This is a genomic window from Rhodoferax sp. OV413 (assembly GCF_900104385.1).
Lineage (GTDB): Bacteria > Pseudomonadota > Gammaproteobacteria > Burkholderiales > Burkholderiaceae_C > Rhodoferax_B.
This window is the reverse complement of sequence record NZ_FNJA01000009.1, coordinates 66,232-90,342: the sequence shown is the minus strand read 5'-3', so window position 1 is coordinate 90,342 and position 24,111 is coordinate 66,232. Positions and strand designations below refer to the sequence as shown.

Annotated in this window: 23 protein-coding genes; 14 read left to right on the top strand and 9 right to left on the bottom strand. The window is 66.1% G+C overall.

The genetic code is table 11. From position 1 onward, the window contains the following. The first annotated feature begins 70 nt into the window (after positions 1 to 70). Positions 71 to 1,504: a lipopolysaccharide biosynthesis protein gene (locus BLT66_RS24245; RefSeq protein WP_176955157.1), complete on the top strand. Its 1,434-nt coding sequence runs from the start codon at positions 71 to 73 to the stop codon at positions 1,502 to 1,504. On the opposite strand, the gene BLT66_RS24240 is transcribed toward BLT66_RS24245, so the two are convergent. Next, positions 1,494 to 3,407, bottom strand: coding sequence for an alpha-amylase family glycosyl hydrolase (locus tag BLT66_RS24240; RefSeq protein ID WP_092762119.1), 1,914 nt, complete (start codon positions 3,405 to 3,407; stop codon positions 1,494 to 1,496). The two genes, BLT66_RS24245 and BLT66_RS24240, sit on opposite strands and share 11 nt — an antisense overlap. A gap of 217 nt (positions 3,408 to 3,624) precedes the next feature. On the opposite strand from BLT66_RS24240, the gene BLT66_RS24235 reads away from it, so the two are divergent. Further along, entirely contained in the window at positions 3,625 to 4,590 is a 966-nt protein-coding gene (locus BLT66_RS24235) for an AraC family transcriptional regulator (RefSeq protein WP_092762117.1), read from the top strand. Positions 4,591 to 4,889: 299 nt separating this feature from the next. After that, on the top strand, positions 4,890 to 5,252 hold the full coding sequence (locus BLT66_RS24230; RefSeq protein ID WP_092762115.1) for an HPF/RaiA family ribosome-associated protein: 363 nt from the start codon (positions 4,890 to 4,892) through the stop codon (positions 5,250 to 5,252). A gap of 101 nt (positions 5,253 to 5,353) precedes the next feature. On the opposite strand, the gene BLT66_RS24225 is transcribed toward BLT66_RS24230, so the two are convergent. After that, a complete protein-coding gene (locus BLT66_RS24225; protein ID WP_092762112.1) occupies positions 5,354 to 6,325 on the bottom strand; it encodes an ornithine cyclodeaminase family protein in 972 nt (323 codons plus the stop codon). Positions 6,326 to 6,469: 144 nt separating this feature from the next. Here BLT66_RS24225 and BLT66_RS24220 point away from each other — a divergent pair, with 144 nt between their 5' ends. Continuing rightward, positions 6,470 to 7,090: a helix-turn-helix transcriptional regulator gene (locus BLT66_RS24220; protein ID WP_092762110.1), complete on the top strand. Its 621-nt coding sequence runs from the start codon at positions 6,470 to 6,472 to the stop codon at positions 7,088 to 7,090. Between the two features lie 3 nt (positions 7,091 to 7,093). Here the strand turns inward: BLT66_RS24220 and BLT66_RS24215 are convergent, their stop codons facing one another. Together BLT66_RS24215 and BLT66_RS24210 are read right to left on the bottom strand one after the other, a co-directional pair. Beyond that, complete coding sequence (locus BLT66_RS24215; protein ID WP_092762108.1) at positions 7,094 to 7,882, bottom strand: transglutaminase family protein; 789 nt, start codon at positions 7,880 to 7,882, stop codon at positions 7,094 to 7,096. 99 nt (positions 7,883 to 7,981) lie between these two features. After that, positions 7,982 to 9,067, bottom strand: a complete 1,086-nt coding sequence (locus BLT66_RS24210) for an MBL fold metallo-hydrolase (protein WP_255407069.1) — start codon at positions 9,065 to 9,067, stop codon at positions 7,982 to 7,984. A 76-nt stretch (positions 9,068 to 9,143) separates the two neighbouring features. Here BLT66_RS24210 and BLT66_RS24205 point away from each other — a divergent pair, with 76 nt between their 5' ends. Next, positions 9,144 to 9,773, top strand: coding sequence for a TetR/AcrR family transcriptional regulator (locus tag BLT66_RS24205; protein WP_092762106.1), 630 nt, complete (start codon positions 9,144 to 9,146; stop codon positions 9,771 to 9,773). A 101-nt stretch (positions 9,774 to 9,874) separates the two neighbouring features. On the opposite strand, the gene BLT66_RS24200 is transcribed toward BLT66_RS24205, so the two are convergent. Beyond that, on the bottom strand, positions 9,875 to 10,333 hold the full coding sequence (locus BLT66_RS24200; protein WP_092762104.1) for a hypothetical protein: 459 nt from the start codon (positions 10,331 to 10,333) through the stop codon (positions 9,875 to 9,877). Positions 10,334 to 10,473: 140 nt separating this feature from the next. Further along, complete coding sequence (locus BLT66_RS24195) at positions 10,474 to 11,397, bottom strand: LysR family transcriptional regulator (RefSeq protein WP_092762101.1); 924 nt, start codon at positions 11,395 to 11,397, stop codon at positions 10,474 to 10,476. 96 nt (positions 11,398 to 11,493) lie between these two features. Between BLT66_RS24195 and BLT66_RS24190 the strand changes: the two genes are divergently transcribed. After that, complete coding sequence (locus tag BLT66_RS24190) at positions 11,494 to 12,687, top strand: MFS transporter (RefSeq protein WP_092762099.1); 1,194 nt, start codon at positions 11,494 to 11,496, stop codon at positions 12,685 to 12,687. 41 nt (positions 12,688 to 12,728) lie between these two features. Here BLT66_RS24190 and BLT66_RS24185 read toward each other — a convergent pair whose 3' ends face one another. Both BLT66_RS24185 and BLT66_RS24180 read right to left on the bottom strand, forming a co-directional pair. Continuing rightward, positions 12,729 to 14,549, bottom strand: coding sequence for a BTAD domain-containing putative transcriptional regulator (locus BLT66_RS24185; protein WP_092762097.1), 1,821 nt, complete (start codon positions 14,547 to 14,549; stop codon positions 12,729 to 12,731). A 20-nt stretch (positions 14,550 to 14,569) separates the two neighbouring features. Next, positions 14,570 to 14,845 (bottom strand): DUF4242 domain-containing protein, encoded by a 276-nt coding sequence (locus tag BLT66_RS24180; protein WP_092762094.1) that lies wholly within the window; start codon positions 14,843 to 14,845, stop codon positions 14,570 to 14,572. A gap of 503 nt (positions 14,846 to 15,348) precedes the next feature. Here BLT66_RS24180 and BLT66_RS24175 point away from each other — a divergent pair. From BLT66_RS24175 to radA, 3 genes are all read left to right on the top strand, one after another. Beyond that, the gene (locus BLT66_RS24175) at positions 15,349 to 15,921 is read left to right on the top strand and encodes a helix-turn-helix domain-containing protein (protein WP_092762092.1); all 573 of its coding nucleotides are present in this window, start codon (positions 15,349 to 15,351) and stop codon (positions 15,919 to 15,921) included. A gap of 43 nt (positions 15,922 to 15,964) precedes the next feature. Then, positions 15,965 to 17,176 carry an MFS transporter gene (locus BLT66_RS24170; RefSeq protein ID WP_092762090.1) on the top strand — a complete coding sequence of 404 codons (1,212 nt, stop codon included), beginning with the start codon at positions 15,965 to 15,967 and terminating at the stop codon, positions 17,174 to 17,176. A 94-nt stretch (positions 17,177 to 17,270) separates the two neighbouring features. Continuing rightward, positions 17,271 to 18,641 carry a DNA repair protein RadA gene (gene radA / locus BLT66_RS24165; protein WP_092762088.1) on the top strand — a complete coding sequence of 457 codons (1,371 nt, stop codon included), beginning with the start codon at positions 17,271 to 17,273 and terminating at the stop codon, positions 18,639 to 18,641. A gap of 15 nt (positions 18,642 to 18,656) precedes the next feature. Here radA and BLT66_RS24160 read toward each other — a convergent pair whose 3' ends face one another. Beyond that, positions 18,657 to 20,111 carry a rhodanese-like domain-containing protein gene (locus BLT66_RS24160; protein ID WP_176955156.1) on the bottom strand — a complete coding sequence of 485 codons (1,455 nt, stop codon included), beginning with the start codon at positions 20,109 to 20,111 and terminating at the stop codon, positions 18,657 to 18,659. Between the two features lie 170 nt (positions 20,112 to 20,281). Here BLT66_RS24160 and BLT66_RS24155 point away from each other — a divergent pair, with 170 nt between their 5' ends. The 5 genes from BLT66_RS24155 (at position 20,282) to BLT66_RS24135 (ending at position 24,104) form a co-directional block, all read left to right on the top strand. Continuing rightward, positions 20,282 to 20,704 carry a glycerate kinase gene (locus BLT66_RS24155; RefSeq protein ID WP_092762083.1) on the top strand — a complete coding sequence of 141 codons (423 nt, stop codon included), beginning with the start codon at positions 20,282 to 20,284 and terminating at the stop codon, positions 20,702 to 20,704. A gap of 49 nt (positions 20,705 to 20,753) precedes the next feature. Next, positions 20,754 to 21,692: a branched-chain amino acid transaminase gene (locus tag BLT66_RS24150; protein ID WP_092762081.1), complete on the top strand. Its 939-nt coding sequence runs from the start codon at positions 20,754 to 20,756 to the stop codon at positions 21,690 to 21,692. A gap of 2 nt (positions 21,693 to 21,694) precedes the next feature. Continuing rightward, on the top strand, positions 21,695 to 21,892 hold the full coding sequence (locus BLT66_RS24145; protein WP_092762078.1) for a zinc-finger domain-containing protein: 198 nt from the start codon (positions 21,695 to 21,697) through the stop codon (positions 21,890 to 21,892). Beyond that, a complete protein-coding gene (waaF, locus tag BLT66_RS24140; RefSeq protein ID WP_255407068.1) occupies positions 21,882 to 22,889 on the top strand; it encodes a lipopolysaccharide heptosyltransferase II in 1,008 nt (335 codons plus the stop codon). Before BLT66_RS24145 ends, waaF begins: the two co-directional genes overlap by 11 nt. A gap of 192 nt (positions 22,890 to 23,081) precedes the next feature. Then, positions 23,082 to 24,104 carry a GGDEF domain-containing protein gene (locus tag BLT66_RS24135; RefSeq protein ID WP_092762076.1) on the top strand — a complete coding sequence of 341 codons (1,023 nt, stop codon included), beginning with the start codon at positions 23,082 to 23,084 and terminating at the stop codon, positions 24,102 to 24,104. Positions 24,105 to 24,111: the final 7 nt, after the last annotated feature.

Below are 24,111 nucleotides of genomic sequence, written 5' to 3'. Positions count from 1 at the left end.
ATCCTTTGTTAGCCAATCCAGGTATCAGCAAGCGCTTTTCTGGCTGACCGGCCAGCCCGTACCGAGCACTATGTCCACCCGTAAATCGCTGTTTTTCTCCTTCCTGGACCGCTACGCGAGCTTGGCTATTTCGGTGGGCTCTTCCATGGTGATCGCCCGGCTGCTGACGCCGGCCGAAATCGGGGTGTTCTCCGTCACCATGGTGTTGTTGACGCTGGTGGCGTCGGTACGGGACATGGGCGCCGGCCAGTACCTGGTGCAGGAGCGCGAGTTGACCACCGAGCGCATACGCGCGGTGTGGGCTGTGCAGCTGGGTCTGGGTGTGGGATTGGCCTGCGTGGTGGTGTTGGCCAGCTATCCGGTGTCCTTGTTCTACAAAGAGCCCCGCATGCGCGACATCATGCTGGTGATCGCTTTGAACTACGCCATCAACCCCTTTGGTTCGCTCACCTACGCCTGGTTGATGCGCGAAATGCGCTTTGAGAGCGTGGCCTTGATGCGGTTTTCGTCGGCGCTGCTGGGGGCGCTGGTGTCCATGGTCTTGGCCTGGAACGGGCATGGCCCAATCAGCCTGGCTTTTGGCTCTCTGACGGCGACCGTAGTCGGTGCCCTGATGGCCAGCCACTACCGCCCCAAGTCGTTTCCCTGGATGCCGGGTCTGGGCGAGGTGCGTCGGGTACTCAGCTTTGGTTCCAAGCTCACTGTCAGCTCCATCATTGGTGTGGTTTCTGGTGGAGCACCCGAGTTGCTGCTGGGTAAGCTGCAGAACCTGACCGCCGCCGGTCTGTATTCGCGTTCCAACGGGCTGGTGCAGATGTTCAATCGGCTGGTGATTGATGCAGTCGGCTCGGTCTGCCTGCCGTGGTTCGCCAAGCAGTCGCGCGAGGAGGGCGATTTCATTGCCCCGTTTCTGAAAGCCACCGCCTACGTCACCGTGGTGGGTTGGTCGTTTTGTGTAGTGATCATTTGCCTGGCCCATCCCATTGTGCGGGTGCTGTACGGAACCCAGTGGGACCAGTCGGTAGACCTGGCGCGCTATTTGTCGGTGGCGATTGCCTTCAGCGTACCCGCATCGCTATGCAATATTGCGCTGCTGTCGTCGGGCGCGGTGGCAAAGATTGCGCGCTTGACGATTGTGAATGCACTCCAGACCGTGGCCTTGGTGGCGTTGGGGGCTTCGCAAGGCCTGGTGGCCTTGAGTCTGGCTGTCATCGTATCTGCAGCCATTAGCGCGGCGAATGCATTGCAGGTGACGGGGAAGCACCTCAAATTGCCTTTGCGTGGCTTGTTGCACGCCGTGCGTTTGAGCGGGCAGGTGGCCTTGCTGACCGCCGTCGGGCCGGTGCTGGTGGTGTCCGAATTCGGTCTCTATCCGGAGACTTCCTTGCTACCCCTGGCATTGGGCGGCGTCAGCGCGCTGCTGGGGTTTGTGGCGGGTGTGATGTTGTTCAAGCACCCGCTGCAAGAAGAGCTGTTGTCGATCTGGGCCAGGATCAAGCGTTAGGCCTGCAGTCCAGCCACAGCACCTCATAAGGCGCCAGCGTCAAGCCCTCGCGCAGGCTGCGTGCCGTGCCGCTGAGCAGGTCCACCGCCGTCTCCGGCTGCGCCGAAAACACCGGCGCCGGGCAGTGCTGCGGCTGCTCGCTGAAGTTGGCCAGCACCAGTACGTGGGCGCCGGGCTCCCCGCGCATGTAGCCGAGCACGCTGGCATTGCCGGCGCGGAAGCCGGTCAGCTGGCCGCCGGCAAACACCTCCAGGCTGGACCGCACCTCGACCATGCGGCGCAGGCCCTGGTAGATCTGGCCGGGCACGCTGTTCTGCTTATTCCGCTGCGCGTACAGGCTGGCGACGCGGGCTGGGCGGTGCACCCAGCGGCTGTCGGCCGCCTTGGCCGGGTCGTTCAGGTAGCTGGGGTCGTTCGGCGTGCCGACCTCGTCGTCCAGGTAGATCAACGGCATGCCGCCCGTGCTCAGGGCCACGCTGTGCAGCAGCAGGATGCGCGCCGGCGCCAGCGGGTCGCCTTGTTCGATGCCGGTCAGCGACGCGCAGGTGCCGCTGATGCGGCAGTCGCCGGTGGCGGGGTTGTCCTGGAACGGCACGCCGCGGGCGAAGCTGCCCTCGAAGCGGTTCACGTAGAAGCGGTTCAGAAACTGCCGGTGCGGAAAGCCGTGGATGCCGAGCTGGATCGCATCTTCATCGGCAAAGGTCCAGCCTATGTCGTCGTGGCTGCGCACATAGTTGACCCAGGCGGTGTCAGGGTCCAGGTTGTGGCGCTGCTCCAGTGCCTGCTGCAGCAGGTTCACCTCGCGCGTCGCCAGGCTGTTCCACAGCAAGGCCATCTGCAGCGGGTTGTACGACAGCTGGCATTCCTGTGGCGAGATGTACTTCACCACGTCGTCCGGGTGCACGATGGCCTCGCTCTTGAACAGCATGCTGGGCGCGGCAATCCGCACCAGCGCGCTGAAGGCGCGTATCACCGTGTGCGCCTCGGGCAGGTTCTCGCACACCGTGCCGAGTTGCTTCCACACAAAGGCCACGGCGTCCATGCGCAGGATTTCGGTGCCCAGGTTGGCGATGGCCAGCATCTCGCCGGCCATGGCGGTGAACACTGCCGGGTTGCTGTAGTTCAAATCCCACTGGAAGCTGTTGAAGGTGGTCCAGACCCAGCGGCCGTCGGCCAGCTGCGAGAACGCGCCCGGGTGCTGGTCGGGGAAGATCTCGCGCACGGTTTGGTCATACGCGTCGGGCAGCGTGCGGTCGGGGAACAGGTAGTAAAAGTCTTTGTAGCGCGGGTCGCCGGCCACCGCGCCCCGGGCCCAGTCGTGCTCGTCCGAGGTGTGGTTGAAGATGAAGTCCAGCACCAGGCTGATGCCCTCGGCGCGCAGCGCGGCCGCCAGGGCCTGCAGGTCGGCCATGGTTCCCAATGCAGGGTTCACCTCGCGGTAGCTGCTGACCGCATAGCCGCCGTCGCTATTGCCGTCCGGGCATTTGAACAGCGGCATCAGGTGCAGATAGGTGAGACCGAGTTCCTTGAAGTAGGGAATCTGCCTCAGCAGGCCTTTCAGGTTGCCCGCATACAAGTCCACATAGCAGACGCCGCCCAGCATCTTCTGCGACTGGAACCAGCGCGGGTTTTTCTCGCGCTGCAGGTCCAGCGCCTGCAGGTCGGCCGGGCGTTCCAGCCAGGCGTCGAAGCCCACGGCCAGCAGCTCGACCAGGAAGTCCAGAAAGTCGGGCCGCGCGCCGTACAGCGGCGCCAGCTCCTGCAGCAGGGTGGGGAAGTGCTGGTCCAGCCGGCTGGCAAACGCCTTCCAGGCCTTGCGCGCGGCCTTGGCGGCCGGGCGGGCCGCCAGCTGGGCGGTGACGTACTGCTGTGACAGCTGAACTTGGTGGGCAACAGAAAGCATGGGCGGCCAGTGTGTGGGTGAAAAGAACGGGCGCGAGTGTACGCTCCAAAGCGCTTTGAAATCCCCGCCGATTGAAGCCGTAAACGCCTGGGTCGCGTACAGGGGAAACACTAGGCCGGTACGCACAGACTGCCAAAATTTGAACCAAACAGGCATCTGGCGCAGATGTGATAAGCGCTAGACGCTAGCAAATCCGTAGCGCTACACTGCGCGGTCTATGCACATACCACCCCTCTCGCGCAGCAACGCCGCGGAGTACGCCCAGCGCATGAACAAGGTGCTGGACTACATCGACCGGCATATCGATGCCCCGCTGGACCTGGCCAGGCTGGCCGAGGTCGCGCATTTCTCGGCCTTCCATTTCCACCGCGTGTTTGCCGCCTGGATGGGCGAGACCCTGGGCGACTACCTGCGCCGGCGTCGGCTGGAGCTGGCTGCCGTGCACCTGGCCGCGCAGCCGCACACGCCGGTGCTGCAGATCGCTCTGGCCGTGGGTTTTGGCTCGGGCGAGGCGTTTGCGCGCGCTTTCAAGCTGCGCTTTGGCAGCACTCCCACCGCCTGGCGCACCGCCACGCCGCAGCGCTGGGCCGAGGAACTGGCCCAGGCCCGGCGCCAGCAAGACCGCAATCTGGATCAGGCGCAGCGCAAGCCCGATCAGGCAGGCACGGACGGTTCTGGGAATGATCAAGGCCTCAACTACCTGGAGTTCCACATGGACGTCAATATCGTGACCTTGCCCCCCGCCCGCATCGCCTACATGCGCCACATCGGCCCGTATGGCGCCAGCATCAACCGCTTCTGGGCGGAGACCTTTCTGCCCTGGCGCATTGCCCAGGGCCTGGACCAATCGCCCTGCTACGGCATAGGCCACGACGACCCGCACATCACCGCCCCCGAGCAGTGCCGCTACGACGCCTGTGTGGAAGTGCCGGAGAGCTTCGTTGCCCACAGCCCGGCCGGCGTTACCGTGCTGCCCGGCGGCCGCTACGCCGTGGCCGAGTTCCGCGGCACCGGGCCGCAGATCAGTGTGGCCTGGACCGAGATGCTGCGCGACTGGCTGCCGGCTAGCGGCATGCAGGCCGACGGCCGGCCGTTCTTCGAGTACTACCCCGTGAACACCTATAACGACCCCGCAACCGGCGCCTTCGCCTGCCAGATCTGCTTGCCGGTGCGGCCGCTATGAGCCGTGGGGCCGAACGGTTTTGATTGGAAAAAGGCCGTTGTCCATGACACCGGCCTGGCTACTCCTTGCGCTGGATGGCGCCGCCAGTGCCGCGAGGGAGGCCAGCTTATTTTTTAAGCGTGAAGTGCTTGCAGCGCATATAGCACCAGCGCTAGCAGCTATGAAAGTGATAGTGAGCGGCAGCTGTTTCGGCCCCCGCGGGGAACTCACAGCTCCCCAGACCCTCCATCTAGAACGCCGGTAGCGGCAGATGCGGAGCATCATCGCCACCACGTTCACAACAAAAGTAGGAGGCTCGCATGCAGATCCAGATCAATACCGACCACAACATCGAAGGCCATGAAGGCCTGGCGACCCACGTCACCGGCGTGGTGCAGCATGCCTTGCAGCGCCTCAGCCCCCACATCACCCGCGTCGAGGTGCACCTGAGCGACGAGAACAGCGACAAGAACGCCCACCACGACAAGCGTTGCATGCTCGAAGCCCGGCTCGAAGGCCGGCCGCCGGTCGCCGTGACCCACCATGCCGACACCTTGCACAAGGCGGTAGACGGCGCCGCCGCCAAACTGACCCGCAAGATCGACGACCTGATCCACCGCCTGCACGACCAGAAGGTGCGCAGCGACGCGGTGATCGCCGCCGTGGTGCCGCCCGACGCTTAGCGCGCGGCTGGCCTGGCCCGCTGGTGGATTTAGAAGAAATCGGCCTCCAGCGCTTATTCCACCAGCGCCAATAGCTATTTAAAACATAGCAATCAAGCGCCTTACCACGGCCAGGCCACCCGGCGGCCGCGGCCCTGCGCGCCGGCCTGGAGGTAGAGCGACTGGGCTACGGTCAGGTCCTGCAGGGCGATGCCGGTCATGTCGAACACGGTGATGGCATCGGCTGGGCGCTGCCAGCCCGCATCGGGCAGCAGCGTGCCGATTTCCCGCAGCGGGTAGCCGGTGGGTGCCCACTGCGCTTCGCCTAGCTGGCGCGCCTGGGCTGTGTCGTCTACCACCAGCAGCGCTTGCTCCAGCAGGCCTTCGGGCAGCTCGCGTTTGCCCTTGGTGTCGGCGCCTACCGCGTTGATGTGCGTACCGGGCCGCACTGCGGCGCGCGAGAACAGGGGTTGGCGGCTGGGCGTGGCGGTGACCACGATGTCGGCGCGGGCCACGGCGGTATCGGCGTGCGGCGCGTGGGCGATGTCGCAGCGCGGGCTGAACAGCGCTTCCAGCGCCGGGCTGGGCTGGCCCTGGGCTGTCACGTAATCCACCTGGGTCAGCGAGGGGCAGACGCGCAGCGCGTAGTCCAGCTGGATGCGGGCCTGCACGCCGCTGCCGAACAGGCACAGGCGCCGGCCGTCCGGCCGGGCCAGCCGCTGGATGCCGATGCCGCCGGCGGCGCCGGTGCGCATGGAGGTCACATGGTTGCCGTCGAACAGGCCCAGCGGCCGGCCGGTGGCCGGGTCCACCAGCAGGATGGTGGCCTGGTGGGCGTCTTTGCCGAGCGCCCGGTTGGCGGGCCAGAAGCCGGCCACCTTCAGCCCCAGCGCCTGGTCGGCCGCGATGTCGCCCGACTTGATGCCGAACACCGTCTGCCCGCCCAGCGATTCGCGCACCAGCGGAAAGGTGCGGCCGCTGCGGGCGCTGTGGGCCTCGAAGGCGCGCCGCACGCAGCGCAGCGTGTCGTCGTGGGTCAGCAGGGCTTGCACGTCGGCGTTGTCGAGCAGCAGCAAGTCGTGGGGTGGGGTCATGATTGTCTTTCGCTGGTGGTGTCTGGTTCTGGAAAATATATCTAAAACTAGATAAATAGTCAATTTCCAGAAAATAAGTCCAGCAACTGCGCCACTGTGGTCGGCTACGATGCGGCTTTAGACGATTTGTCCAGGCCATCCACCATGCAGCCCAGCGCCAACCAGCATTTGTTCACGCAGCTCCAGCTGATCGCCGAAGGCCTGGGCAAGACCTTTGCGCCGTTTTGCGAGGTGGTGGTGCACGACCTGACGCACCCCAAGAACGCCATCCTGGCGATTGAAAACAACCTTAGCGGGCGCAACATCGGGCTGCCGGCCACCGAGCTGGGCCTGGCCCGCATCCAGGACCCCGACTACCCGGCGGTGATCGCCAACTACGCCAACCAGTTCGCCGACGGGCGCAAGGTCAAGAGCACCTCGATCGGTATCAAGAACGAGGCCGGCGACTATGTGGCGGCGCTGTGCCTGAATGTGGACCTGACCTTGTTCGGCGGCATCCAGGCGGCGATGGCGCAGTTCACCGCCATCGAATCCAGCGCTGTGACCGAAACCCTGGACGCGGCGTATGCCGACCGCATCCGCCAGACCATCGACGACTTTGCCGCCGCGCGCGCCACCACCTCGCGCGCGCTCAAGCCTGCAGACCGCAAGCAGCTGGTGCAGGACATCAAGCGCGCGGGCTACCTGGAGATCCGCCGCGGCGCCGAGATCGCCGCCGCCCACCTGGGCGTGTCGCGGGCCACGGTGTACAACGACGCCAAGTAGGGCTTAGACGGCGGCGCTGACGCTGACCTGCATGTCGCTGACTTCCAGCGGCGTGTCGCCGTAGTCGGAGATGAAGGCCACGTCGGCCGCGTCGCGGCCATAGGCCAGCACGATGCGGCCGCCACGCGGCGCGTCCTGGGTGGCGTCAAAGGTGTACCAGCGGCCGCCCACAAAGGCTTCGAACCAGGCGTGCAGGTCCATGGGCTCCAGCCCGTGCAGATAGCCGACCACGATGCGCGCCGGGATGCGTAGGCTGCGGCACAGCGCAATGCCCACATGGGCAAAGTCGCGGCACACGCCGGCGCCGTGGGACAGTGTGTCCAGCGCGTCGGTGGTGGCCGTGCTCACGCCGTACTGGTATTCCAGGTTGTCGTGTATCCAGGCACGGATCTGCTCGACCTGGGCATAGCCGGGGGGCGCGCCGTTGACGATGCCCTGCGCGCGCTCGGCCATCTTGTCCGACGGGCAGTAGCGGCTTTGCAGCAGGTACAGCAGCGCGTAGTCGGGCAGATCCTGCAGCGCCGTGGCGCCGGCCTCGGGGGCGACGGCGATGTCGGCGTCTACCTCCACCGTGGCGGCTACGGCGATCTGCGTGGTGCCCGGCGGCAGCACCAACCGCTGGCACAGGTTGCCGTAGCTGTCGATGTAGTCGGCGCTGGCCGCCCAGGGCTGCAGGTCATAGCTCTCTTGCAGCACCTGCTGGGCCTGGCCGTTGCGCGGCCGCAGCATGGCCACGATGGGGCACCCGGCGGCGCTGGTGACAGACAGGGTGCAGGTAGCGGTAAGTTGCATGGCGTTGGATGGGAGTCAAATGCCCACAGCGTAGCGGCGTATCGCGACAAAGATGTAGGAGAACAGCGGTTTCTGCAGTCCGGCACCACGCTGGCGGGATTAACTGCCTGCTGTACGCCACCAGTGGGTGGACGGCGCGGGCGCCTGCAGGTCCAGCCGCTCGCCCATGCGTGGGGCCACCACCGGCACCTGGGCGGCGGCGGCCAGTGCGCTGATGCGCTCGAACGGCTCGGTCCAGACATGCAGTGCCAGGTCGAAAGTGCCGTTGTGGATGGGCATCAGGTGCCGGCCCCGCACGTCGATGTGGGCTTGCAGGCTTTCTTCGGGCTGCATGTGCACGTCGGGCCATTCATCGCCGTAGGCACCGGTTTCGATCATGGTCAGGTCAAACGGGCCAAAGCGCTCGCCGATCTTTTTGAAGCCGTCAAAGTAGCCGGTGTCGCCGCTGAAGAACACGCGGGTATCGGCCGTCATCAGCACCCACGATGCCCACAGCGTGCTGCTGCCGTCCGACAGGCTGCGGCCCGAGTAATGCTGGGCCGGCGTGGCCACCAGGCGCATGCCGCCTATGGTTGTGCCCTGCCACCAGTCAAGCTGCTGCACCTTGGCCGCCGGCACGCCCCAGGCGATCAGCCGGTCGCCCACGCCCAGCGGGGTGATGAAGTGCGCTACCTTGGGCGCCAGCTGCAGGATGGCCGTGCGGTCCAGGTGGTCGTAGTGGTCGTGCGACAGGATCACGCCGGTGATCGGCGGCAGGTCGGCAATGCCCATGGGCGGCGCGTGGAAGCGCTTCGGGCCGATGAACTGCAGCGGCGACGCGCGCTCGGCAAACACCGGGTCGGTCAGCCAGAACTGGCCGTCCATCTTCAGCAGCATGGTCGAATGGCCGAAGCGCCACAGGCTTTTGTCTGGCGCGGCCAGTAGCTCGGCCTGGGCCAACGCCTGCACCGGCAGCGGCTGCGCCGGAGAGGCCAGCGCCGGCTTGTCCACCATGAAGCGCCACAGCAGGGTCAGCGTCTTCCAGGTGCCGATAGCGTGGCGCGGCACCGGGTTGCGGAATTTGCCGTCGCTGAATTGCGGCGATGCGCTGTAGGCGGCGTTGGGCAGGGCGGGGGAGCAGAGGGTGTAGGCCATGGCGATCAAGCAGATAAGGGCAATACCAATCCAGGAAAGACGGAGTTTCATGGGGCTAAATTAAAAGTACACTGCACAGTGTAGTGCAATTTGCGAAAAAGTAAACTGCGCGGTGTAAAATTTAGCCATGCTGTCTGAACCGTCTTCACCCACCCTGCTCACGCACCGCAAGCGCGAGGCCATCCTGCAGGCCGCCATCAGCGAATTCCGCGCCCATGGCTTTGCCGGCACCAGCATGGACCGCGTGGCCGCCGTGGCCGAGGTGTCCAAGCGCACGGTCTACAACCACTTCCCCAGCAAGGACGAGCTGTTCGCCGCCATCCTCACCCAGCTGTGGCAGCGCGCCCAGGGCCTGTTGGCCGTGGCCTACGACCCGCAGCAGCCCTTGCGCACGCAGCTGCTGGAATGCCTGGAGCAGAAGATGCGCTTGCTCAACGACAGCAGTTTTCTGGACCTGTCGCGGGTTGCCATCGCCGAGATGATGCAGTCGCCCCAGCGCGCCCAGGCCATGGTGGCTCGGCTGGCCGAGAAGGAAGAAGGCCTGGTCACCTGGATACGCGCCGCCCAGCTCGACCAGCGCCTGCGCGCCGGCGTGGACCCGCAGTACGCAGCGGACCAGCTGCAAGGCATGGTCAAGTCCTTCGCCTTCTGGCCCCAACTGGCCCTGGGCCAGCCGCCGCTGGAAGCCGCGCAGCAGCAGCGCGTGCTGGCGGACTGCGTGGATATGTTTTTGGGGTTTTACGCGGCCCGGGCGTAGGCTGCGTTTTCTCGGGTGAATTAAGGGATCAAGGATCCTCAAAACATACACGTCTGGCCTTTTCAAACAGCCTTGGCCCCAAGAGGCCGGTCGTGAGGGAGTTACCGCTTCTCGTAAACGTCCATTAAAGAATACATGTGCTGTAACTCGTCATGGGCCCCTGGGCGCCCTTCGAGTAAATCTACCTCGTGGCGTATGCGATAGAACTCGGCCTCAGTCCTAATTTTCCCGCGCTCAAGCACCTTTTGCAGGCGCTGCTGTTCGTTGGTTAAGAACTCGGGATAGGCCAGCAATGTTGCGTCGTGCCATGCTTTGGAAACCGTGGTCCGCCACTCTTGCGTAACACGCTGAATTGACTGCGGCGTTTCGCGCCATCCTTGTTCCAGGCCTGCCGCGACCTGCGACGGGGTCGGTTTCGGAGTCCCTTCACGCGCGCCCGAAACGAACTCTCGCACACCCACGCACATACGAGACAGCGCCTTTGACTCGTCATCTGGAATAGCGGCGATTGCTTGGCCAAATTTCTCGTATGCGTCGCACAGTTTTTCGATTTTCGACATGGTTTTGATGTCCGTTTATCGCCTACCAGGTGCGCACGGATTCAGTGAACTGCATGGAACGACCTTTGGATAGATAAGGGCCGAGGTTAGCCGGCTTCGGTGGCTGGCTGGCCCGCTCCATCCCCCATTTGCGGTAAATCCTAGGCCACCTCAGCCACGCGCTCCAGCCCCTGCAGCAGATCGGCGCGCAGCACCTCGGCAAAGCGGCGCAGCTTGGCCGGGTAGAACTGCGCATACGGGTACAGCAGGTACATCGGCAGCGGCGTTGCATGCCATGCGGGCAGCAGGTGCAGCAGCCGGCCGGCGCGCACATCGTCGGCGACCGCCCAGGCCGAGGCCACGCAGACGCCCAGGCCCAGCAGCGCGGCGTTGCGCATGGCGAACAGGCTGTCGGTGCTGATGCGCGGCTGCAGGGCGATGCGCTGCTGTTCGCCGCCGCTGTGCTGCAGCGTGATTTCATTGCGGTAGAAGGTGCGCAAGGCCAGCCAGGGCAGGGCGGCCAGGTCGGCCGCGTGGCGGGGCAGGGGGCCATCGCCCAGCACCGACGGCGCGGCCACCACGATGCGGGGGATCTCGGCCATCTTCACCGCCACCACGGCCGGGTCTTCCACCGTGCCGACGTGGATCGCGCAGTCGATGCCATCGGCGATGAAGTTCGGCGTGCCGTCGTGCAGCAGCCACTCCACCGCCACCCGCGGGTACTTGCGCAGGTAGTCGGCCAGCGGCCCCACCAGTTGCTGCTGGCCGAAGGCATGCGGCGCCATCACCCGCAGCGTGCCCTCGGGCAGGTCGTTGCTGCCGCGCAGGTCGGCCTCGAAGGCCTCCCAGCTGCCCAGCAGCTCCTTGGCGCGGGCAAAGCAGCGCGCGCCGTCTTCGGTCAGCTGCATGGCGTGGGTGGATCGCTGCAGCAGTTTGATGCCCAGCGAGCGCTCCAGCGTTTGCAGCCGGCGGCTCACCGTGGGCTGGGTGGCACCCATCTGCGCGGCCGCGGCCGACAGGCTGCCGGCCTCGACGATGCGCACAAAGGTTTGCATCAGTTCGATGCGGTCGGGGGCTGTCTTCATGCGCACAGCGTATATCAATTGTGCTTAGCGCGGGCGTTCCCAGGGTATCGGGATTCCGGGACACTCACGCCATTCCAAGATTCGAGGGTTTTCACTATGTCTTCCACAGTTATTACGCATAACCAACCTACCGCCGTGCTGCCCGGCGGGCTGGTGCTGCTGCTCGCCGCCGGCGCTGGCCTGGCGGCTGCCGCGCTCTACTACGCCCAGCCCATGCTGGGGGTGCTGGGCAGCGAGTTCAACGCCACGCCCGGCGCCATCGGCCTGGTGCCTACCTTGACCCAGCTCGGCTACGCCCTGGGCCTGATCCTGCTGGCGCCGCTGGGCGACCGCTTCGACCGGCGCCGCATCATCCTGGGCAAGGCGGCGGTGCTGACCCTGGCCCTGCTGCTGGCGGCAGCCGCGCCCAGCATCCAGGTACTGCTGGTGGCCAGTCTGGTGATTGGCGTGTCCGCCACGCTGGCGCAGGACATCGTGCCGGCCGCCGCCACGCTGGCACCCGAGGCCAGCCGCGGCAAGACCGTGGGCACGGTGATGACCGGCTTGCTGCTGGGCATTCTGCTGTCGCGCGTGGTGTCGGGCTTTGTGGCCGAGCACGCGGGCTGGCGCGGCATGTTTGTGGTGGCGGCGCTGAGCATCGCACTGCTGGGCCTGGCCATCTGGCGCGGCCTGCCGCGCTTCAAGGGCACCACCCAGATGCCGTATCTGGCACTGATGGCCAGCCTGTTCACCCTGCTGCAGCGGTACAGCGGCCTGCGCCGCGCCGCCCTGGCCCAGGGCCTGCTGAGCGTGGCCTTCAGCGCATTTTGGTCGACCCTGGCGGTGATGCTGCACGCGGCGCCGTTCCACCTGGGCAGCGCGGCCGCCGGCGCCTTTGGCCTGGCCGGTGCCGCCGGTGCGCTGGTGGCGCCGATGGCCGGCCGGGTGGCCGACCGCAAGGGCCCCGAGGTGGTGACGCGCCTGGGCGCCGGCCTGGTGGTGATTGCCTTCTTGGCTATGGCCGTTGGTGACGGCCCGCTGTGGCTGATCGCCGCCGGCGCCGTGGTGTTCGACCTGGGCGTGCAGGCCAGCCTGATCGCCCACCAGACCATCGTCTACGGCCTGGAGCCCGCGGCGCGCAGCCGGCTGAACGCAGTGCTGATGGGCAGCATGTTCATCGGCATGGCCAGCGGTGCCTGGCTGGGCAGCCAGGCGCTGGCCCAGTGGGGCTGGCAAGGCGTGTGTGGCCTGGCGGCCTTGGCCGGTACGGCTGCGCTGGCGGTACGCCTGTGGCCTGCGACCAAAATATAAGGAAAATAGGCCTCTAGCGCAGACAGTACCAGCGCCAGCAGCTACGATTTTTGTAGTGCATCGGCTCGCGCCTGGTCCAGCAGCGCGCAGAGCACCGGGTTGTCAATGCCGCAAGATAGCAGCTGCGCGGCGGGCCGGCTTGCAGGGTGGCCCAGCGCGCCGCGGTGCAAATGCGAACGCACCGAGAACTCGCGCATGCCGCTGCGTGCGGCCAGGGTTTGCAGCTCGTCGATCCAGCCCATGGCGCGCGCCGGCGCATGCTGCACCGCCAGGCCGCACAGCACGTCCAGCGTATAGGCCTTGCCCCACAGGTAGGCGTCGGGCAGGCGCACGCAGCGCGCGGCGGCGTCCACCAGGATGTCCATCGCCTGCTGCACCTCACCCCGCGCAATCGCCACCAGGCCCAGGCCGCGCCCGGCAATGCCTTCCCAGCAGGGGTCGCGCAGCTGGCAGCCCAGTGCAAACGCGTGCTCAAACCGGTCCGCCGCGGCCGCCACGTCGCCGCGCAGCAGGTCGGCCTCGGCGCGCAGCGACTGCGGCCAGGGCAGGAACGCCGTCCAGCACTGCTGCGCCAGCGCGACGGACTGGTCCAGCGCGGTAACGGCAGCGGTCAGCCCACCATGCAGCAGCAGGCAGCGCCCGCGCATCGACAGTGCATAGGCTTGCTGCTTGGCGTCGCCTTGTGCCTGCGCCAGTGCCACGGCGCTGTCCAGCAGGGCCAGCGCCGCTGCGTAGTGCGCGGTGTCGCTGAGCACTGCGCCATGCACGGTGGCTATGCGCGCCTGCTCGGCCGGGTCGTCGTGGGCCAGCGGTGTCGCCCGCTGCAGCCAGACCAGCGCCCGCTCGTAGCGGCCACGCAGAAATTCCACATAACCCAGCTCGCGGCACGCGGCGGCGGCCAGGCTGGGCGATGCATCCAGGCCCACGGCCAGTACCTCGTGCAGCGCTACCGCGCCTTCTTCGTCGCGCCCGCGGGCCGCGTGCACCAGGGCGCTGCCCAGTGCCAGACGGGCGCGTGCCCGCAGCACGGCATCGCCGGTGGCATCGGCCTCCACTATGGCGCGGCGCAGGCACTGCAGGCCGGCATCCAGCGCGCCGGCACCGATGGCCGCCTCGCCGGCGTTGATCTGCGCGATGGCGGCGGCGCGGCCGGTGGCGGGGCGCGCCGTGGGGGCGGCGGTCATGGTGGCCATCGCCGCATCCAGCGCGGCACCGGGCGGCACGCCCAGCTCCCGCATGAACAAGGCTCGGCAGGACGCCGCCTGGCGGGCCGCCCCCAGGCCGTCGCCGGCGGCTGCCAGGCTGCGCACCAGCAGCACCTGGTAGTTTTCATCCAGCGGGTTCAGGCCCACCAGCCGGGCCGCCAGGTCCGCCGCGTCGAGGGCACTGCCGGCGGCCAGGCGCGCCAGCGTGGCCTCGCGCAGCACCTCTTCGGTGGTGGCCCGCAGGTGCCGGCGCTCGGTGGCCAGCCACACGTCGAAAGATGGGCTTTTGTTGAATGCCAGGCCTTCGAGCAGCGGCCGGTCCAGGCCGGGCACCCGCAGCGCGTCGGCCCAGCGGCCCCGGGTAACGACCTGGATGTCCACGTAAACGGTGGGCGGCAGGCGCAGCGCCAGTGTCTCGCCCCGCAGTTCGTCCAGCCCGAGCATGCGGCGCAGCTCGCTGAGGTTCCAGCGCAGTGTGGCCAGTGGGTCTTCGGCTTCTTCAAACAGCAGCTCGGCCAGCCGTTGGCGGCTGGCCGGTGTGGTGTTGCACAGCAGGTAGGCCAGCAGGCCCCATACCTTGCGGCCGCGCGGGCTGGGCAGGGTCTGGCCGTCCCGCTCGATCCGGGGCACGCCCAGCAGATGGATGGCCAGACCCATGGCGGCTGCCTGCTGCGGCCCTAAGCCTCGGCCGTGGTCGGGTCGATGGTGCCCACCACCTGCGCCACGCTGTCCGCCGGAAAGCCGCCGCGCTGTGCGTGCTCGCGTACCAGCGCCTCGTTGGCGGCGTTGTAGACGCAGTACATCTTGCCCTGGGTGACATAGCTGTGCACCCACTGCACGTCGGTGCCCATGGCCTGCAGCACGCCGCAGGATTTTTGGGCGGCGGCCTGCAGCTCGCCGGGCGCCCAGGTGCCGAGGCCGGGGATGTTGCGTTCGATGACAAATTTAGGCATGTGAGTGTCCTTTCAAAGTGGATAGGGACCCCGAAGTTAGGCCGTCTGCGTGTGAGCCAGCGTGTGACCCCGCGGGTACCGGCGACAGCCCTTCGCATGCCGGCTGGGCGCCCTGCAAATGGGCCACGCGGCGGCGGGTGGGCTCGGCCCATCCGCGGGCCTCGGCGGCGTACGAATCCAGCTCGGACCGGTCCAGCCCCAGGTCCCGCAGCGCATGCGCATCCAGCAGGCGCACTGCGCTATATTGTTGGCGACGCTGGCGCCTGTAGGCAAGCCTGTCGGCCCACCAGAGCCAGAAAGACCGTGCCATGCGGGGCAGGCGGGAGGGGGTAGCAGAGGCAGCCATACAGAACTCCGTGGAAGTGGATGTAGGCCGCTACCGTAGGCCGCGCCAGTGTGAGCCAGCGTGTGAGCCCGCTGTGGAGCTTGCCTATAGAGAAATAGGCTGCCAGCGCTTTTCTAGTCTGCGCAAGCCGCTCCATTTTTAATAGTAAAGAACCACCATGCCGCATTCCTGCCAGGTCACCGTGTCGCTGCCCTCGTTCGGCCAAAGGCTGAAGCGCTTGCGCCGCAGCAAGGGCTGGAAGCAGGCCAGCATCGCCGCGCTGGCGGGCGTGAACCAGGCCACGGTGTCGCGCTGGGAGGCGGGTGTCCTCCTGCCATCGGAAGACACCATGCAGGGCCTGCTGGGTGCGCTGGCCTCGGCACCGGCCCAGGACTCTGCCTTGCAGCGCCTGGTGCAGCACTGCAGCCAGCCCGCGCACCTGGTGACCGACGTGGACCACCGGCTGCTGGCCGCATCCCTGCCGCGGCAGCAGATCTGGGGCGTGCCGGTGGCCGGCTTGCTGCACACATCCCTGTGGCGCTTTGCCACCGAAGACATTGCCCAGGCCGAGGCCCAGCTGGGTGCCAGCGGCTGGTGGGAGCAGCATGCGCCCGCGCCGGTGCTGGTGCAGGTCCGCACCGCGCAGACCGTGGGCCTGCAGATCCGCCCCAGCACCATGCTGTGGGAACGGGTCTGGCTGGCCAATGGCCTGCCGGCCCGGCTCTGCACCACGCTGAGCAGCCACGCATAAGTTATGCGTTGACGCGGGTCTGACCGGCCGGCACCATCGGCCGATGCCCGCTAGCTCCGCCTCCCTCGCTCCCGCTCCCACCATCACCACCCACTGGCCGCGCATTACCACCCTGTGGCTGTGCGGCGTGCTGGCGGCGATGCAGTTTTCCAAAGTTTCGTTCGCCTTCCAGGCCTTGCAGGCTGCTTATGGCGCCACGCCGGCGGCCATGGGCTGGATTCTGTCCACCGTCGGCATGGTCGGCCTGGTGTTCGGCGTCACCGTGGGGCTGGTGGCGCCGGCCATAGGCTACCGGCGCCTGCTGCTGGCCGGCATGGGGCTGGGCGCCGTGCTGGCCTTGCTGCAGTCGCTGGCGCCGCCGTTTCCGTTGCTCTGGCTGACGCGCTTGTTCGAAGGCGTGTCGCAGCTGGCGGTGGTGGTGGCCGCGCCCACCCTGGTGATGCAGCACAGCGCGCCGCGGCACCGCTCGATCGCCATGGGGTTGTGGAGCACCTTTGTCGGCGTGGCCTTTGCGCTGACGGCGGCCGGCGGCGGCTGGGTGCTGGCGCGCTTCCAGCTCAGCGGCCTGTTGATGCTGCATGCGGCGGGCATGGCCGCCATGTGCGTGGCCGTGCTGGGCTTGGTGCCGGCCGACGGCGCGCGCAGCCAGCCCTGGCCGGCGCTGGCCAGCCTGCCGCAGCTGCATGCGCGCATCTACAGCCAGTGGGCGACGGCGCTGCCCGGCGGCTGCTTTTTCTTCTACACCGCCAGCGCGATTGCCCTGCTGACCTTTGTGCCGCAGCACGCGGGGGCGGACCGGCCCTGGCTGGCTGTGCTGCTGCCGCTGGTCAGCATCGCCGGCACCTTTTCCGCCGGCTGGCTGGGCCAATCGCTGGTGGCGCCGGCGCGGCTGGTGCGTGCGGCGTTTGCCGGCGTGGCCCTGGCCGGGCTGGCGCTGGGGGCTTGTCTGGCGCTGGGCCTGGCGATCGCGCCGGTGGCACTGCTGCTGCTGTACCTGGTGGGCCTGGCCGGCGGGGCCTCGTTTGGGCTGATTCCCTACCTGAGCCCGCTGCCCGCCACCCAGGCCCGCGCCACCGGCGCCGTGGCCCAGCTGGGCAACTTGGGCTCCACCCTGGGCCCGCCGGTGTTTGCCTTGGCGACCATGGCGCTGGGCAGCTGGGGCCTGGTGCTGCCGCTGCTGTGTTTTGCATTGCTGGGCTGCACCCTGGCCAGCGTGGGCACGCGCCGGCACCAGGCAGCGCTGCAGAAATTTTAGCCAAACTGGCTTCTGGCGCAGGTAAAGTCTGCGCCAGAAGCTACAAAATCAATAGCTACTGTGTTTTTACACAGTTTGCGGCTATATTCCCCGCATGGCCAAAGACAAAACCATCTACACCTGTAATGAATGCGGCGGCACCACGCCCAAGTGGCTGGGCAAGTGCCCGCACTGCCAGGCCTGGAACACGCTGATCGAATCCATCGCCGAGCCGGCCGCGTCCAGCAAGAACAACCGCTTCGCCGCACTCGCCAAAACTGCCGAGGTGATGGCCCTGGCCGACATCGAAGCCAGCGACTTCGAGCGCACGCCCACCGGCCTGGACGAGCTGGACCGGGTGCTGGGCGGCGGTATCGTCGAAGGCGGCGTGGTGCTGATCGGCGGCGACCCGGGCATCGGAAAATCGACGCTGCTGCTGCAGGCGCTGGACGCCTTGCAGCGCTCGGGCCAGAAGACGCTGTACGTCACCGGCGAGGAGAGCGGGGCGCAGGTGGCCTTGCGCTCGCGCCGCCTGGGCATCGTCAACAGCCAGGTCCAGGTGCTGGCCGAGATCCAGCTGGAAAAAATCCTCGCCACCTTGCAAACGCATCGGCCGCAGATCGCGGTGATCGACTCGATCCAGACCGTTTATTCCGACCAGTTGACCTCGGCCCCCGGCTCGGTGGCCCAGGTGCGCGAATGCGCGGCGCATTTGACGCGCGCCGCCAAGTCCAGCGGCGTGGCCATCGTGCTGGTCGGCCATGTGACCAAAGAGGGCGCACTCGCCGGGCCGCGGGTGCTGGAGCACATGGTGGACACCGTGCTGTACTTCGAGGGTGACACCCATAGCAGCTTCCGCCTGGTGCGGGCCATCAAGAACCGCTTTGGCGCAGTCAACGAGATCGGCGTGTTTGCCATGACCGAGCACGGCCTGAAGGGCGTGAGCAACCCCAGCGCCATCTTCCTCAGCCAGCACCCCGAGCCGGTGCCCGGCAGCTGCGTGATGGTGACGCTGGAGGGCACGCGCCCGCTGCTGGTGGAGATCCAGGCCCTGGTTGACAGCGGCGGGCCGAGTCCGCGCCGCCTCAGCGTCGGCCTGGACAAGGACCGGCTGGCGATGCTGCTGGCCGTGCTGCACCGCCACGCCGGCATTGCCTGCATGGACCAGGACGTGTTCGTCAACGCCGTCGGCGGCGTGCGCATCAGCGAGCCGGCGGCGGATTTGGCGGTGCTGCTGGCCATCACCTCCAGCCTGCGCGGCAAGCCGCTGCCCAAGGGCTTCATCGCCTTTGGCGAAGTCGGCCTGGCCGGCGAGGTACGGCCCGCGCCGCGCGGCCAGGAGCGGCTGAAAGAAGCCGCCAAGCTGGGTTTCAGCGTGGCCATCGTTCCCAAAGCCAATGCGCCCAAGAAGCCCATCGAGGGCCTGACCATCCACGCCGTGGAGCGGGTCGAGCAGGCGATGGAAGTGGTGCGCGGTCTGGGTTGAGGGCTGCTGCTGAGGCTAATTGGCGACGGCGCGCACGGTGCTCAGTGCCGAGGGCAGGTTGGCGGCCTTCCAGGCTTCCATACCGCCGCGGTACCACAGCACATGGGCATAACCGGCTTGTTTGGCACGCAGCGCTGCATTGGCGGACAGCCAATTGCGCCCGGTGCCAAAAATCACCAGCGGTCTGTCGACATCGGGCGAGAGCAGTTTCAGCAGCGCCGTGAACCGGCTGTTGAATGCGGCGTCCATGGCCGGTTCGTCAAAGGCATTGCCGCCAAAAAATAAGGTCGATGCACTGGGGAGTGTTTCATCGGTGCCGCCAATGTCGACGGCCACAGGCGGTGCGTCAGACGTCAGCATGCGTGCCAGTTCCTGGGTGCCCACGGTTTGCACACCGTCGATGTGCAGTGGGGGAATGTCCAGGGGCTTCAGGGTGCGGTAGGCGTGAGCATTGCCAAAGCCGCCGCCAAATTCTTCGTTGGCATAAAACCTTTCGGCCGGCACGCGGAGTTGGGCGAGTCTCGCGCGGTGCTCCGCTTCGGCCTCGGTGTAGAAATGGCGTAGGTCGTAGCCGTTGGCTATTTCTGCAATACACAGCTGCACCGGCAGGCCTGGAATATGGTTGCAGCCATAGACCGCCGCCAGCACTGCGTTGGCAATATTCGGCTTCTTGGACGACCAGCCCATACCCGGACCGGTGCTGCGTACCGCCAGGGCCTTGCTTTCGTCGAGGGTCTGGAGGGCTTTAATGTTGTCTTTGCAACGCTCGCTGGTGCAGTGCTGCTCGGCGGCGGTCTCCAGGTAGGCGACGGGGTCCGCCAGCAGGACCGTCTGCGCACGGCCCAGCAGTTGGCTAGAGGGCTGGAACGCGCTCGGCAGCGCAAGTGTCACTAGGTCATTGTGGGTGATGACGCCCAGGCCCAGGGCATCCGAATCTTTGTAGTGCGTGCAGTCTTTGCGCGGGGTTTGCCCCGCGTTGCAATGGAAGGTGGATGCCTGGGGGTTGCGGATGTTGTCTGGCACCACCAGCAGGGCGTCGCGGTCGTCCATTTGGTAGAGAGCGGTGTTCACGATGCTGGCGTTGAATTTCTCACCCATGGCCGTTTTGAGCAGCGCATATATCTGGGGGTTGGCTTGCGTCAGCGGCGATCCGGTGTCGATGTTGTGCGCACCATGGATGCCGATGTAGGTCAATGCGGGGTCGAATGCACTTGAAAACCGCCGCTCCTTGCCACCCATGAAAAGGATGGCGCACGCAGAGTTGCAAAACCCCGCGGCCACAGTGTTGTAGCCTTTGTCGGTAATCAGCTTGCTGATGCGCAGGCCATCCCACAGACTGCCCCCGGGGGAGTTAACTAGTACCACGGTGTCCACGGCCGGGTTGGCAAAGGCCTGGTTGAATTTCAATAAGTCGTCGCCGCCTACCGGGCCTGTGGCAAATAGCTGGAGGCCTTGAACTCCAAGTGTCATTCCCCGCGCATGAAAGGACAGCAGTATCCAAAAAATAAACAAAAATGTGCGCATCGATCGTTTCATAAGCGGGCTAGTGGTTTCTTGTTTGTAGTGTTAACGCCCAAAGACTGTACTGTGCCGCGCGGGCTGGGTTGAGGGCCACCCGCCGAGGCTGCGAAAATACCGGGATGCAAATTCAAAAAATCCTGGTTCCTGTCGGCGTTGTGGTGCTGTTGGTGGTGGCTTACCGTGAATATTCCTGGGCCGGTGTGGCGATGGCGCTGAGCCTGGTCGTCACCTGGATACTGTTGCACTTCACCCGCATGCTGCAGGTGATGAAGCGCGCCACGAACCGTCCCATAGGCTCGGTGGCCAGCGCGGTGATGCTGAATGCCAAGCTCAAACCCGGCGTGACCCTGCTGCACGTGGTGGCCATGACCAAGTCGCTGGGCTTGCTGCAGTCGCCCAAGGACAGCCAGCCCGAGTTCTACCGCTGGACCGACGGCACGCAATCGCATGTCACCTGCGAGTTCAAGGACGGCAAATTGGTCCAATGGACGCTGGAGCGCCCGGTCCAGCCGGACACCGACAGCCCCGTCTCCGGCGCCTGAGCAGCCCGTAAAATCATCCCCCACCCCCTACAACGCCCAAGGAACTGCAATGTCCCCGCTACCCCCTTCGATGTCTGACCGCGACGGCAAAATCTGGATGGACGGCCAGATGGTCGAGTGGCGCGACGCCAAGATCCACGTGCTGACGCACACCTTGCACTACGGCTGTGGCGCGTTCGAAGGCGTGCGGGCCTACAACACAGTCAACGGCCCGGCCATCTTCCGCCTGCAGGAGCACACCGAGCGCCTGTTCAACAGCGCCAAGATCCTGCGCATGAAGATCCCGTTCACCCAGCAAGAGGTGAATGAAGCGCAATGCGCGGTGATCCGCGAAAACAAGCTCGAATCCGGCTATCTGCGCCCGCTGACCTGGATCGGCGACAAGAAGCTGGGCGTTTCGCCCAAGGGCAATACCGTGCACCTGATGGTTGCCGCCTGGCCCTGGGGCGCCTACCTGGGCGAAGAAGGCATGCAGCGCGGCATCCGCGTGAAGATCTCCAGCTACACCCGCCACCACGTCAACATCACCATGACCCAGGCCAAGGCGGTGAGCAACTACACCAACTCCATCCTGGCGAACATGGAAGCCACCGATGACGGCTACGACGAAGCCATGCTGCTGGACGCCAATGGCTTTGTGTCCGAAGGCGCGGGCGAGAACCTGTTCGTCGTTAAGGGCGGTGTGGTCTACACCCCGGATCTGTCGGCCGGCGCGCTGAACGGCATTACCCGCAACACCGTGTTCCACATCTGCAAGGATCTGGGTCTGGAAGTGGTGCAAAAGCGCATCACCCGCGACGAGGTCTACATCGCCGACGAAGCCTTCTTCACCGGCACTGCCGCCGAAGTCACGCCGATCCGCGAACTCGACCGCATTGAACTGGGCAGCGGTTCGCGCGGCCCGATCACCGAAAAAATCCAAACGGCCTTCTTCGACATCGTGAATGGCCGCAACCCCAAATACGCCCACTGGCTCACGAAAGTCTGAACATGTCCATCGAACTCCTGGCCAAAGACCTGAACCCCCAAGGCGGCGTGTTCTGCCCCAGCCCCAAGGCCGACATGAAGCTGTGGAACAGCCACCCCAAGGTGTATCTGGACGTGGCCCACACCGGCTCGGCCAAGTGCCCGTACTGCGGCACGGTCTACGCGCTGAAGGCCGGCGAACACTTCGGCGGTGGCCACTAACAGCCTGGTCATCGCCCCCCAGTGGATTGGGGACGCGGTGATGACCGAGCCGCTGATGCGCCGCCTGCAGGCGCGCGGCGAGCGGCTGACCGTTGGCGCGCTGCCCTGGGTGGCACCGGTCTACCGGGCCATGCCGCAGGTGGCCGAGGTCATCGACTTTCCGTTCCAGCACGGCGGCCTGCAATGGCAGGCGCGCAAGGCCATGGCGGCCCAGCTCAAGGGCCGCTTCGACGCGGCCTATGTGCTGCCGAATTCCCTGAAGAGTGCGCTGATCCCGTTTCTGGCGCGCATTCCGCGCCGTGTCGGCTATTTTGGCGAAGCCCGCATGGGCCTGCTGACGCAGCGTTTGAAGAACCCACCCCGTGACGAGCGCCCACCGATGGTGGCTTTCTACTCCGCGCTCAGTGGCGAGTCCGGCCTGGAGCACGACCGGCCGCAGCTGCAGATGGACGCCCAGGTCGTGGCCCAGGCGCTGGCCGATTTAGGTCTGCAGCGCGGCGGCTACGTGGTGTTTGCGCCGGGCGCAGAGTACGGTCCGGCCAAGCGCTGGCCGGCCGCGCACTTTGCGGCGCTGGCCCAGCAGCTGGAGGTGCCGGTGGTGTTGTTGGGCTCGGGCAAGGAGCGCGCGCTGTGCGAAGAGATAGCCGGGCCGGTCAATGCCGCGCGCCCTGGCTGGGCCTTGAACTTTGCAGGAAAGACGACTCTAGAGCAGGCGTTGTCTGCGATAGCAGCTACAAAAAGCATAGTCAGCAACGATTCTGGCCTGATGCATGTGGCGGCGGCCTTCGGCGTGCCGCAGGTGGCCGTGTTCGGCTCCAGCAGCCCGCTGCATACCCCGCCGCTGAACGATCGCGCCCAGGTGCTGTGGCTGAAGAACGACCCGGCCTACCAGCCGCCGCTGGACTGCGCGCCCTGCTTCCAGCGGACCTGTCCGCTGGAGCACACGCGCTGCCTGGTGGATGTCACGCCGGAACGGGTACTGGCAGCCCTGGCCTGAAGCTTGCGTAGGTTTGCCAAGGCGACTACGGCCGAATTGCAATATCCTGCGGCCAAAACGGTAGTTTTGCACCTTGTGTTGGCCGAAGAAATGTTACATTGCGCGGCTGCAGCGCTTTCGACATCGGCTGCATCGATGCCCAAACGTATACCGGGCGGATCGCAGAAAAACACGGACACGCGCTACACACCGATGACCGCCAAGAACCAAACCCCGATCCTGCAGCATCTGGTGGATATTACCGGCCACCGCGACCACTCTCGGCTGGAGTTGTCGGTGGTATCGGCGCTGCGCCAGCTGATGGACATCCGCCGCGTCCGCAAGCTGGAGTTTTCTACCCACAACGGCGAAACCTCGGTGCGCCCCATGCTGCTGCTCGACGAAGGCCAGGTGCTGGCCGAGAGCGAACACGCAGGCCCCGAGCACGGCGAGCCCCTCAGCGCCTACCCCGAGCTGCTGGACTGCATTGAAGAAAACACCAACAGCACCCAGCGCATTGCCGATGATGGCGTGGTCACGCTGTGGCTGCCGGTGCGGCTGGACCAGAAGGTGGTGTCGTGTATCGAGATCACCAACGACAAGGCCTACAGCGCCCAGACCATCGAGGTGATCCACGGCATCATCGAGGTCTACCGCAATTACCAAAGCCTGCTGGACTACAGCGAACGCGACGCGCTGACCGGCCTGTTCAACCGCAAGACTTTTGACGAGCAGTTCGCCCGCTATGCGCGCGGCAGCACGCCGCCCGGCGAGCGGCGCGGTGCCGACACCCAGTGGCTGGCGGTGGTGGACATCGACCATTTCAAGCAGGTCAACGACCGCTTCGGCCACGTGTACGGCGACGAGGTGCTGATCCTGGTGGCCAATCTGCTGCGTTCCTCGTTCCGCGCCAACGACCGCATCTTCCGCTTCGGCGGCGAGGAATTCGTGGTGCTGCTGCGCTCGGCCGACCTGGATAGCGCGCGCAGCATCTTCGAGCGCTTCCGCCAGAACATCGAAGAATACGACTTCCCCCAGGTGGGCCGCGTCACCGTCAGCGTGGGCTTTACCGGCACCAGCCAGGGCGCGCCGGTGGAGATCCTCGGCCATGCCGACCAGGCGCTGTACTACGCCAAACAGCATGGGCGCAACCAGGTCTGCTTCTACGAAGAGCTGATGTCCAGTGGCGCCCTGCAGGTCGCCGACGTGGCGCACAACGACGTCGAGCTGTTCTAGTACGCCG